This window comes from Psychrobacter sp. 28M-43 (assembly GCF_014770435.1).
GTDB lineage: Bacteria > Pseudomonadota > Gammaproteobacteria > Pseudomonadales > Moraxellaceae > Psychrobacter.
This window is the reverse complement of record NZ_CP061739.1, coordinates 1932523-1944475: the sequence shown is the minus strand read 5'-3', so window position 1 is coordinate 1944475 and position 11953 is coordinate 1932523. Positions and strand designations below refer to the sequence as shown.

Sequence of the window (11953 nt, the reverse complement as noted above, 5' to 3'; positions counted from 1 at the left end):
GACCATTTAGCCAATCACGTTACGGACGTTACGAACATAAAGAAAATTAGATCAAAAATATAAGGCGATTGACCATTATGGAAATGCTGAACTCTACAGATTTAACCAGAGAAACTGCCATACAAACGGCTCAAAACGAAGTTGTACTCAATGCCGCTTATATCAATGGTGACTGGGTTACGATTGAAGCGCTCGCGACCGATTCTGGTGATGCAAGCTTTGATAATACAAATAACCATGTGTTGTATGATCCAAATTCAGGCGAGGTGATTGCAACGACGCGCTTATGCACCAGTTCCCATGTAGAGCAGGCAGTTAAAGCAGCTGATGAAGCCTTTGCTGGATGGTCACAGACTAGTGTAAGTGAGCGCGCCCGCTATCTAAATGCGATTGCAGAGTCTATGGAGCAGCAATTCGATAAGTTGGTTGGGCTGTCTGTATTAAACAACGGTAAGCCAATTGAAGAAGCAAAGATAGACGTAGGGGACGCCATTGCTTGCTATCGCTACTATGCCAACTTCATCACAGATCAGGCAACGTGGTCTAAGGTCTCAACGCTTGAGTCGGGTATTCGTTTGTTAAAGACATACTCGCCAGTGGGTATTTGTGCGCTGATTACCCCTTGGAATTTCCCAATGGTAACGACCTCTTGGAAGCTGGCACCTGCGCTAGCGGCAGGTTGTACCGTGCTATTGAAACCGTCTGAAGTGACATTATTACCAGAGCTTATGCTAGGTAATATCTTATCTGAGATTGGCTTGCCAAAAGGGGTGGTTAATATTTTACCGGGCGCTGCGGAAGTGGGTACTGCTATGACCAGTCATCCACTGATTGACAAAGTATCGTTTACTGGTAGTAATATAGTCGGTGAAAAGGTGATGGTTCAAGCAGCAAAAGGCATCAAAGACATTAGCCTAGAGCTTGGCGGTAAGTCTGCTATTGTGGTCTGCGCAGATGCTGATATTGATTATGCTTGTGATTTAATCATTGGCGGCATATTTACCAATGCAGGTCAGATATGCTCGGCCACGTCGCGTTTGGTTGTCCATCAAGATATCGCTACACAGCTGTTTGAGACGTTAAAAGTAAAAACGGAAAGTCTGCAAATTGGTGATGGTTTCGCGACAGATACACAAATGGGTCCATTGGTGAGCGAGCAGCAGCTGAATCAAGTTAAGAAATTCTTTAATATTGCGACAGCTGAAAATCTAAATTGCTTAACTGGTGGTGAGTTATTAGAAGCATCTGGCTATTTTGTAAAGCCAACTATCTATACAAATGTGCCAGCGACCAGTCAATTATGGATGGAGGAAGTGTTTGGGCCTGTATTAGTCTGTGCAACCTTTACTGACGGCGCAGAGGCTATCCGTCTAGCTAATGATAGTAAGTTTGCTCTAGCAGCAACCATTGTGAGCCCCGATGAGACTGCCGCACTCGAGATGGCGCTACAAATCAAAGCCGGGCATATCTGGATTAACGAGCAACAAATCGTACTGCCAGAAGCAGGGTGGGGCGGGTTCAAACACAGCGGTATCGGCCGTGAGTTGGGCGGTGATGGTTTGTCCGCTTATCAGAAGAGCAAACACGTATTACTGACTGATTAATTGGATTTTTGACTAGATTATCACTAGCCACTGTAGAGACCATTTACTAGCTATCAGCATGATTGTTGAATTATTGTAGAGTGATGGTTGATAGCTAAGTCGCGCCCTAGCATTACGTTTGCTTACCAGACCGTTTCTTATATTAACTTTACTGTCGCACCCATTCAGGATAAAATTGAGCAATCATTCAAGTTTTATAGCCGTGCCCATTTTTATATGAGGTCACGGCTTTTTAAATGGGGCACATTATGTCACGCACCGCACTTTACAACCGTCATGACGCCTTGGAGCGTGCGCTACAGCTTTTTTGGCAAAAGGGCTTTCATGCCACGTCTCTAAAAGACATCGAGCAAGCACTCGATATGCGCCCAGGCAGTATCTATGCCGCTTTTGGTAATAAAGAAGGCTTGTTTCAAGAAGCGCTAGAATACTATGCGCGTTTAGGGTTGACCGAGCTTGAGCGAGTATTGAGCCATCATAAGACGCCTTTATTAGGACTGGCCGCTTATATACGTCAGCTTGGCGGGATTCGTGACAAAGCATTACCGAGCCGAGCCTGTATGTTGGTCAAAAGCTTACTGGAGCTGGGCGCGCGTGAGCAGACAGCGTTAACCAAGGTGGAAATGCTGCTGGCAGGTATGGAGACGCGATTTATAGAATGCTTTAGAGAAGCGCAGAATGTCGGTGAGATGGATAGTGAGCTTGATCCGGTTAGACTTGGTCGCCGCTTACAGGCAGAAGTCATGGGACTGCGTGCCTTTGCACAGCGTGACATAGAGAGCTCGACGGTACACGCCCTTGCTGAAGATATGGCTTTATCTATAGAAGCACTGCGACTCGATGATTCGGTAAATGCTTAGCGGTATGATGACTGGGTTTTGATACGGCGTATATCTCTAGACGCTTACTTGGTAGATTCGAGCTGCTTGAGGGTATGATACCCACCATGTATACGAGTGAAAATAGTAACAGCGCAGGCAGTAGCAAAGATACCAGCCAGTAGCACAAAATGCTGAGGCCAAATGCAAAGAGCAATAAAAAGAGCAATGGTCTCGGTGCCTTCAGTAAGACCATTAAGATAATAAAAGCTTTTATATTTAAACTGCGGCTTGTCTAATTGAAATTTTTCTGCAGAAATCGCAAAGGCCAAAAAGCTCGAACCTGTCCCAATAAATGCTGCTAACAACAACGCGCCTGCAATAGCGTTTTGTGCAGGGTTGGCCAAGATAAACCCGAGTGGTACAGCTGCATAAAACAGAAAGTCGAGGGTAATATCGAGATAACCGCCTGCACTTGAGCTTTGCTGTGCATAGCGTGCCATCGCACCATCTAGCCCATCAAAAATACGATTCAATGTTATCGCTGCCAGTGCGCCATACCATAGCTCAAACGCAAGTAGTGGTAATGCCAACATACCGACCAAGAATCCAGCTACCGTAAGCTGATCAGCCGTAATACCGAGCTTATGTAATGTCGCTACTATTGGGGTTAGCAGCGGCTTGATAAAGGGCGTAATAAACTTGTCTAACATGCGAGCTGCCTTTTATGTTTTGCTTTCTTGTTGCTTTAGCTGGATTTTTGACTTTAATCTACAAGACTATTGTCCTACATGAATAACTTTGCCATTGGCTGCTTCAGCGTCACTTTGGTCGTGCGTGACCATAATAGCAGGCAACTTATGAGTACGAATCTGATCGAATACCAATTGCCGCGTATCCATTCTCAACTGAGTATCAAGTTTGCTAAATGGCTCATCAAGTAGTATCGCTTTGGGCTCACTCAGTAGCGTGCGTAATAAGGCGACACGTGCTTGTTGACCACCTGATAGGTTATCAGGATGACGATCTCCCATCCCTTCTAAGCCCACTTGCGCTAAAGATTGCGCTATTTTTTCAACACGCTGTTTTTTGTTTCCTTTTGGCATGGCAAAAGCAATATTACCCGCGACAGATAGGTGTGAAAACAGCAGTGCGTCTTGATACAGCACACCAATACGTCGCAAATGCGCAGGCAGGTGAGTCACATTTTTATCGTTTAAACAGACAGTACCCGTCGCGGTAAAATCGCTCGCCAAAGTGCCTGTTAGCCAGTTCAGTAAGCTGGACTTACCACTACCAGAAGGGCCCATCACGGTTAGGATATCACCACCAGCGATGTGCTCATTAATACTCAATAACTGCTCATTTTGACGAAACAGTTGTAAGTCTTTTATCTGTAAAGATGATGGCATCAGGAACCCTTTGTTTGCGTTTTTTACGACTAATGATTTTAGTATTTTCAGTGGCTAGTTTTTTCATAACGGCTGTTTTCGATAGCTGATGCTTTTCACAACTATACTTATTCAGGGTCAACCTGCTACCGTGCGCCACTTCTAAAGAAGTATTTGGGTAGCATCCAAGCCACTATAAAACCGATGAGCGGTAGCGCCATTTGCATAATTGCGTAGACAGCACTGGTACGTCTACTGGCTCCATTCGCCAGTGTCACCGCTTCTGTCGTGATAGTAGCAATACGTCCGCCACCCGCCAATAGAGTTGGTAAATACTGACCAAAGCTAATCGCTAGACCGAGAGCAATGGCAATCAAAATAGGGGCAAATAACTGCGGCAGTTTTATCTGGAAAAAGACCTTGATGGGTGCAGCACCAAGGCTAGCGGCCACATGAGCAAAACGAGGATCTAAGCGCCGATAACTACTGGCCAATGATAAAAACACGTACGGTAGCACGAATAAAAGATGGGCAAATGCCACGTTAAAAAATTCTGATTGATAATTGGCTAACTGCTGTAACCATACCAAGCCAAATAAAAACGCGATACTTGGTACCAGTAGCGGTAAGTAAATAATAAAACTGGTGAAGTGTGACAGTGGTTTAGCACTCAATTGCTCAGCTTCCAAGCATAGCAAAGTCAGAAAAACAGCAAAGGCAGTACTGACGGCCCCAATGCTAAGCGTATTGACCAATGGTGTGCTCATTTGGGTAAAGGCACTTTGAAAGTGTAATAGCACGAATTGCTCTGGTAGCATCGCTGGAAACCGCCAAAATCCTGCAAATGCCCATAAAACGAGGCCAGAGAGTGACAGTAACATAAAACCAATCACGCCTACGGTAAGCATAGCGGTGACTTTTTGCCAGATAGCGTCTGCATAATGACGTTTGCCATTAACTGACGAAACACTAAATATTGTTTTGATAGCTTTTTCGCCGCCCAGCCAAAAGGCGACTAAACCTGCTGTCAATACGAGTTGTAATAATGCGCCTGCTGATGCCTTGATACGCAATGTAAGATCGACATCGTTGAACCATTGTATGATAGAGACGGCAAGCGTTGGCGGTGTATTAGGGCCCAATATCAACGGCATCTCAACGCTCGCACTGGCATAGGCAAGCACTGCTAAAATTGGTAAACGTAGAAAAGGATATAACAGAGGCAAGACCGCCTTAAAAAAAGCAGTAATTGGGTAATAACCTAAATTGAGCGCAACGGTATACTGTTGACGCAGTTTTTTACCAAGCTCAGGCTGAGCAAGCGCGCCCAGTGCCATTAATAATAAAAACGGCAGCTCCTTTAAGGTTAAACCCAAGATGATGCTGATACCGTATGGATCATGTGGAAACATACCATCGGGTGCCATCTCCCAACCAGTTAGCCACGGGGAGATGAGCCGTGCAAACATACCTGACGGCGCAATCAAAAACCCAACGGCAATGGCTGCAGCTGCATGAGGAATGACTAAGATGGGGCTTAATAAATGCTCAATACGCTGCAACCAAACACTGTTAAAGAACGCGGCTAATATCATCAGGGCAATGACAAAAGCAAGTAGGGTGCTGATAAGTCCTGTAGCCAGGCTTAATGCAGCCATCTGCGTGATGCCAGGCGTTTGCCACAGGTCTATAAACCCTTGCAGATTCAAGGTCGTTTTTTCTAGGGCAGGAAGCCAGCTCAGGGCAGGCAACAGTACACAGATGAGGCCACAGAGTACCGGTAGTATTAGTATGAGAATTAAGAGTTTGGGACTAAAAGACACGATACGCGTAAACAGATCTTTTTTCTCAAGCATAATAGGTCTAGGGCTATCACCTTTTTTCGTTATTTTATCAAAACCTTGGCTCATGGACTCACCCCATAACGTGCTTGCCAGCCTTGCTGGATGGCCTCTACCCAACTTGGATGCGGCTCGCTTACCGTGCGTTTGACACTATCAAAGGGCAGGGCGCTTGGATGGGGCTGCTTGGTTTTGAATAATGCTTGGTGTGCAGGGCTAAGTGTAGATTGAACCAGTACGCTTTTGTCACCCCATACCGAGGGGGTTTGTTTTTTTGCTTGGGCTTCTGGACTCATCAAAAAGTTGGCTACTAATTGTGCCGCCTGAGGATGGCTAGCGTTATAAGGAATGGCGACAAAATGAGTATTGCTTAAGCTGCCGTCGCTCATGGCATAGCTGCGAATGCTCTGGGGTAAGTCATAGCGCTGTACGGCCGCAGGAACCTCTGGTGCCGAAAAGGTAAACGCGAGACTCAGCTCCGTATCATCGACCAAGCGCCGCATCTGCGCACCTGTCTGTACGAACTGCTCGCCATTACGCCATAAGGTTGGATGAAAATTATCCAAAAATTCCCATAGCGGGTCTAATACGAGTGCGGTGTTTTCTTCAGTGGCAGGCAAGTTAAGCTGTGCGCTAATGTCTTTACCCGTTTGAGCGTCTTGTCGTTCATGCAGCATAACTAAGACGTATTTTAAGAAACTCATACCCAAAAAATCAGGTGGTTTTGGGTAGCTAAAACGGCCAGGGTTTTGTGCTGTCCAAGTAGCCAGTTCATTTAGCGTTGTTGGCGGTTTACTGGTCGATAAGCTGTCATAATAAAACGTCAGAGAGGCTTGTCCCCAAGGTGCTTCCATACCGTTGGTCGGCACACCAAAGTCAAAGTTTACGATTGGATTATTGTCCGGATCAGTCAACGCAAAATTGGGCAGTTTGTTTGCCCATTGTTTAAGTAATAACGAGTTTTCACTCATGGTGGCAAAGTTAGCACCATTAATCCAGACCAAATCAACACTGCCTTGATCGTCATTGTGGGCGGATTTTTCTGCGAGTACCCGACTGACTGCTTCACTGGTGTCACTCAATTTGACATGGACTAAGTTGATATTATATTTATCATCGACTTGATCGGCGACCCATTGTAGATAAGCGTTAATCTGTGGATCACCGCCCCATGCATAGAAATAAACATCTTGATTGCTACCTTGGGCTTCTATCTGCTGCCAAGGTGACAAGTCTTGGTTAACATTGGCAGTAGTTGGCGATGCTGTGCTTGCTGATATACCAATACAAATGCTCATCACCATAGCGTAGGTGCTATATCGCGTAAGACGTTTGAGCATTGGTAAAGTGGCAATAACGCGCATTCAAGTTTCCGTTATGATTTAAATGTTAGTAAAGCTGATAAAGATTTCATAGTCTGTCATATCAAACCAAACAGATATCACAAAATCTAAACCAGCTTTATTGGAGTCTTTTAGAACTTTGCTACCAATCGCGTCATTTAATGACGTTGATCAGCAAACTGCCATTAACTAACAGCCATTAATTAACCGCGACGCCAAGTATGGTATTTTTCTAACCAACTTAATACGGTCTCAGGGGCGTGAGCACGTTTCCACTCACCAGCGGCGTATTTGTTACCTTCTGCCCAAGTAGGGTAGCTATGAATGGTGCCCAAAATCTTATTGAGACCCAGACCATGTTTCATGGCCAGTACAAACTCAGCGATTAGGTCGCCTGCATGTTCAGACACCACCGTAACGCCCAATATTTTGTCTTTACCTTTTGGCGTGATGACTTTGATAAAGCCTTTAGCCGCGCTATCTGTAATGGCACGATCCAGCTCTTCAAACTCAAAACGAGTAATCTCGTAATCGATGCCTTTATCAATGGCTTCTTGCTCGTTGATACCGACACGAGCGACTTCTGGGTCGATAAACGTAACCCAAGGAATCACGCGATAATCTACTTTAAACTTCTTCAGATTACCAAATAAACCATTCACTGCGGCGTACCAGCCCTGATGGGCAGCGACATGAGTAAACTGGTATGGGCCAACGATATCGCCTGCAGCAAAAATATTAGGATATAACGTCTCGAGATATTCGTTGGTCACGATCGTACGATTGGTTTCGATACCTAGTGCCTCTAAACCATAACCTTCAAGGCGTGCGCTACGGCCAACGGCACAAAGTAGCTCATCATACTCGATATCGATTTCTGTTTCATTGTGTTTGACGATAATGTATCTTTTGCCATCACGCATCTCGCAGCGCATCGCTTGATGCGAGGTCAAAATATTAACACCACTATCAGCAAGCGATTTGTGAGCAAAGGTAGACACTTCAAGGTCTTCTTTACCCATAATGCGATCGCTCATCTCAATTTGCGTCACATTAGAACCCAATCGAGCAAAGCTTTGAGCAAGCTCGCTACCGATTGGACCACCGCCCAGTACTACTAGCTTTTTCGGAGCTTCTTCTAGCTCAGCAAACTTGGTCCATAGCGTGTCACTGGTTACGTAGCCAGTTTCTTCTATACCTGGCAGAGGTGGTACAAATGGGCGAGCGCCAGTGGCAATGACGATGGTGCGCGCTGTTAGGGTCTGCATGCCGCCGTCATTCAGTTGAATCTCTACTGTCCAAGGATCAACTAATTTGGCATAGCCTTTGACCACATCGACGCCCAGATTGGTATAACGTTCAACACTATCGTGCGGTGCGATATCAGCCACTACTTGCTGTACGCGTGCCATCACTTTTTTGAATGAAAACTGCGGTACAGTGTTCTCTAGACCGTAGTTTTCCCCATGGCGAATCTGATCAGCGATTTTTGCGCTCTTAATGATGGCTTTACTAGGTACACAACCATAATTAAGACAATCGCCGCCCATCTCACCTGCTTCAATCAGTGTGACTTTTGCCTTTACTGCGGCGGCAATGTAGCTTGTGACCAATCCACCAGCGCCTGCGCCAATCACAATCATATTGCGATCGAACTTTTTAGGTTTGGTGTGGCCTTTATAGACACGGCGTTTTTTAAACATGTTCAACACTCCTTTTGCTATTAATGGAAAGAAACCTAATAATGCAAACGAGACAATTAAGTTGAAAGATAAAATACCCGATAAGCTATCTATCTGTGCCAGCTGTGTCCCTGCATTGACAAAGACAAACGTCCCAGCCAGCATGCCGATTTGACTGACCCAGTAATAAGTCCATGTTTTAATAGACGTTACACCCATCAATAGGTTGATTAAAAAGAATGGAAATATGGGTACCAGACGTAAGGTAAATAAATAAAACCCACCTTCTTTTTCGACGCCTGCATCAATAGCTGCCAACCGCTCAGGAAAGCGCTGTTTGATGGTGTCACGCAGTAAATACCGCGATGCCAAGAAGGCAATGGTAGCACCAATACTCGATGCAAATGAGGCAACGAGTAAGCCCTGAACCAAACCAAATAGCGCACCAGCGGCTAGCGTCAAAATCGCAGCGCCTGGTAAGGAGAGGGCAGTAACAACGACATATAGTAAGAAAAACCCACCGATAATCAATAGCGGTGACTGCGCTTTGTATTCATTAAATTGCGCCATCGACCCTTTTAAGCCATCAAGCGTCAATAATTGATTTAGGTCAAAATAAAAAAAGCTTGCCGCTAATATCAATATTAATAGTATTAAAAATATTCTTTTAATCATGAAAAGTCCGGCCAAATAAGGGAGCGAAGGCTAAAACCGTAGTTATTGCTCAAACAGTAGAACACTTATCCCTGAGTAACCCTGTTTGAGTAATGGTGGTGGTCAAATCGAATCGTCTGAATCGCCTAACTACGATAAAAAATTTAAGTCGGCAGTCTTAATAGTATATAAATTATGTCTTGTTGTCTGACATTTATACTATTTAAGCAATAAGCACTGCCACCGACATTTATGCTGGAGACGTATTTTTATCCAATGTTAGGGTGTCATAGTCTCTCATTAGGAATAGCGCCAAACAGGCTGCCAGCATTGGCCATGCAGCAAAGAACAACAAGTTATCAAAAGGCGTTAGATAAAGACCAAAGGAGGCAAATGTAGAAGCGGCATGTAGTAATAAAATGATGCCGTAGGTCCATTTTTTGAATAAACCCATGACAAACGAGAAGATAAGAATGATTTGTAAGCTACCAATCAGGTAAACAATAGTGATGCCCAAGTTTTCTAAAGCGTAGAATTTAGCAAATACATTGGCGGCATGCTCAGGATTTACGAATTTATCGAGTGTCCAGAAGAAGAATACGATGAAAACACCAAGGCGAAGAAACAATAGTGAGAGTGGTAAATGTTTTGGCATGGATTATCTCTTTTTGAGAAAAAGTAAAGTGAATTGGAACAAATTAAGCAAATAAAACGGGCACGATGGCACCGAACTATCAGGTAACAAACACAGGTAAAATATGAACAATGTTGAGTGATTACTCAAAAATAAACAAAGTATTACCACAAAATGTACTAAAAACGCATTGTAGTAGTTATTGAATAACTGTTCAAGTTGATTATATCCATATTCTAGCAATTATAGCGCTAGGTTACTTTCTTTAACTAAACCAGCAATGTTAGGTTAAAGAAGGCCGATTTGCGTACGTTTGATTGAGTCTGTCGACACATTTAACGTTTATTTTGCGCTATAGAGATTTGCCTAACCTGTATAAATGCAAAAAGCCCTTTATAGAACGTAAATTCTATAAAGGGCTTCTAACTGGCGTCTTTTTATTAAACTATAATTTTCACACTAGAAATTAGTAAATTCAAGACCAACACCAGCACCTACATCAGTTGACTGTTTGTTCGAATCTAGCGCCCAGACTCGACTAGAAATGAGCGTTTTTGGATTCATTTGATGCTCCCAAGCTATATCAGCTACTTTCAAAGTTTCTGGCTCAGGAAAAGCTTGGTTGTCACTCTCATTCGATTGATTAACCTTAGCGTATTGTAGCTTAGTAGAGATAAAGTTTTGGTTATCTACCCAAAGCTTACCACCAAGCGCTACACTTTCGGCGTCACCACCCAATCCATATCCTAGCGGATAGCCATGCTGATAATAACCATCTGTATAGAGAAAGTGATCATAAGATATGCCGCGTGCTTCACCGCTAGAACGAGTATCGGTATATTCAGCATATAATTGATAAGGCAGAGCATTTATACTTGAAGCATAGTCTATACCCGCTAAATACATGTTTTTGGCAGGTAAGCCACCAGCTTCATCTTCACCGATATACTGTGCATAAATACCAGTCGGTACACCTACTAATGGCATTAAGTTAACGCGAGCATCAAACCCTCCTAGTTGGTTGGCAGGATCTTGGTCAGTATTACCAGAAGTAGTATCATTATCTCTTGTTCCTAACAGAGCATCACTAAATGAGCTAAAGCTCTCAGGTCGTCCTTCTCCTCCCCACATAAAAGTACGAGAAGCTCCAACTTCTAACCAAGGCCATGGACTAGCAGTAAGACGCGCACCAAAAAGTTTAGCATCTGGTACCGCTTCATAATCGTCCAACTGTCCTGCAAATAATTGATACTGCCAAGGACCTACCCAAGATAAATAGGGAGAGGTTGGTACACTTTGCTCATCACGCTGCAGGGTCAAACCTACGATAGGAAGACTTGCATCTCCCCGAATTAGGCTACCATCATGTCCAGGGCCCCACCAAGTTGGAATTTGTCCAGCTATTAGCCATTGATTAGCAAATTTGCCTGCTATATAAGAGCCTTCAAAACTCACATCGTCATCATTTATTAGGTCATCATCTTTAAGGTTGGCCTGTAGATTGAGCTCCCAATCTTCTTCACTAACACCAGCTTGTAAACTAGCTTGTACTGTAGACATTTTATTATCAGCAAAAGTTTGTGGTAAATGCTGTCTATCAGTTTGAGCGTATAGACCAACTTGTGCGTTAACAAGCGATTTGGGTTTTTGCCCTAATGTAAGCTGTATTGACTGTATTATCTGCTGTTGTTCTGAAGTTTTTACTTTAGCTAGACTAAGTACGCGCTTAATTTCATTTGCAGTTAATGGCCATGTACTAGTACTTATTTGAATGACACCTTGTGAGTTCAACCAGTTCAGTTCTGATTTTAGGCTCATATCGTTGACGTATATGTTTTGAGCAGTAGCGTATGTACTTACTATGCCAAAACTCAATAAAATGCTTATTACTTTTAAATTATGTAAGCGGTGGTAGGGCAGTTGTTTTGTCATAGTAGTTTACTCATAATCTATAGTGTTAGCGAAACAGATGATTAATTAATTTCA

9 protein-coding genes are annotated in these 11953 nt (G+C 43.8%); 2 read left to right on the top strand and 7 right to left on the bottom strand.

Annotation, left to right across the window (positions count from 1 at the left end; genetic code table 11):
- Positions 1–77 precede the first annotated feature (77 nt).
- Both IEE84_RS08065 and IEE84_RS08060 read left to right on the top strand, forming a co-directional pair.
- Entirely contained in the window at positions 78–1604 is a 1527-nt protein-coding gene (locus tag IEE84_RS08065; RefSeq protein ID WP_224737707.1) for an aldehyde dehydrogenase family protein, read from the top strand.
- Between the two features lie 248 nt (positions 1605–1852).
- On the top strand, positions 1853–2464 hold the full coding sequence (locus IEE84_RS08060) for a TetR/AcrR family transcriptional regulator (protein ID WP_191113799.1): 612 nt from the start codon (positions 1853–1855) through the stop codon (positions 2462–2464).
- A gap of 44 nt (positions 2465–2508) precedes the next feature.
- Here IEE84_RS08060 and IEE84_RS08055 read toward each other — a convergent pair whose 3' ends face one another.
- From IEE84_RS08055 to IEE84_RS08025, 7 genes are all read right to left on the bottom strand, one after another.
- The gene (locus tag IEE84_RS08055; RefSeq protein ID WP_191113798.1) at positions 2509–3135 is read right to left on the bottom strand and encodes a CDP-alcohol phosphatidyltransferase family protein; all 627 of its coding nucleotides are present in this window, start codon (positions 3133–3135) and stop codon (positions 2509–2511) included.
- Between the two features lie 66 nt (positions 3136–3201).
- Positions 3202–3834 (bottom strand): ATP-binding cassette domain-containing protein, encoded by a 633-nt coding sequence (locus tag IEE84_RS08050; protein WP_191113797.1) that lies wholly within the window; start codon positions 3832–3834, stop codon positions 3202–3204.
- A gap of 125 nt (positions 3835–3959) precedes the next feature.
- Complete coding sequence (locus tag IEE84_RS08045) at positions 3960–5723, bottom strand: ABC transporter permease (protein ID WP_224737706.1); 1764 nt, start codon at positions 5721–5723, stop codon at positions 3960–3962.
- Positions 5720–7018 (bottom strand): ABC transporter substrate-binding protein, encoded by a 1299-nt coding sequence (locus IEE84_RS08040; RefSeq protein ID WP_191113796.1) that lies wholly within the window; start codon positions 7016–7018, stop codon positions 5720–5722. Before IEE84_RS08040 ends, IEE84_RS08045 begins: the two co-directional genes overlap by 4 nt.
- A gap of 182 nt (positions 7019–7200) precedes the next feature.
- On the bottom strand, positions 7201–9249 hold the full coding sequence (locus tag IEE84_RS08035) for an FAD-dependent oxidoreductase (protein WP_224737705.1): 2049 nt from the start codon (positions 9247–9249) through the stop codon (positions 7201–7203).
- Positions 9250–9583: 334 nt separating this feature from the next.
- A complete protein-coding gene (locus tag IEE84_RS08030; RefSeq protein WP_191113794.1) occupies positions 9584–9988 on the bottom strand; it encodes a hypothetical protein in 405 nt (134 codons plus the stop codon).
- Between the two features lie 438 nt (positions 9989–10426).
- On the bottom strand, positions 10427–11899 hold the full coding sequence (locus IEE84_RS08025; protein ID WP_191113793.1) for a capsule assembly Wzi family protein: 1473 nt from the start codon (positions 11897–11899) through the stop codon (positions 10427–10429).
- Between the last annotated feature and the right edge of the window lie 54 nt (positions 11900–11953).

Bases quoted from the DNA above. Each gene is read 5' to 3' on its own strand.
- IEE84_RS08040 (WP_191113796.1), bottom strand. From the start codon at position 7,018: ATGCGCGTTATTGCCACTTTACCAATGCTCAAACGTCTTACGCGATAT.
- IEE84_RS08035 (WP_224737705.1), bottom strand. From the start codon at position 9,249: ATGGCGCAATTTAATGAATACAAAGCGCAGTCACCGCTATTGATTATC.
- IEE84_RS08030 (WP_191113794.1), bottom strand. From the start codon at position 9,988: ATGCCAAAACATTTACCACTCTCACTATTGTTTCTTCGCCTTGGTGTT.
- IEE84_RS08050 (WP_191113797.1), bottom strand. From the start codon at position 3,834: ATGCCATCATCTTTACAGATAAAAGACTTACAACTGTTTCGTCAAAAT.
- IEE84_RS08025 (WP_191113793.1), bottom strand. From the start codon at position 11,899: ATGACAAAACAACTGCCCTACCACCGCTTACATAATTTAAAAGTAATA.
- IEE84_RS08065 (WP_224737707.1), top strand. From the start codon at position 78: ATGGAAATGCTGAACTCTACAGATTTAACCAGAGAAACTGCCATACAA.
- IEE84_RS08055 (WP_191113798.1), bottom strand. From the start codon at position 3,135: ATGTTAGACAAGTTTATTACGCCCTTTATCAAGCCGCTGCTAACCCCA.
- IEE84_RS08060 (WP_191113799.1), top strand. From the start codon at position 1,853: ATGTCACGCACCGCACTTTACAACCGTCATGACGCCTTGGAGCGTGCG.
- IEE84_RS08045 (WP_224737706.1), bottom strand. From the start codon at position 5,723: ATGAGCCAAGGTTTTGATAAAATAACGAAAAAAGGTGATAGCCCTAGA.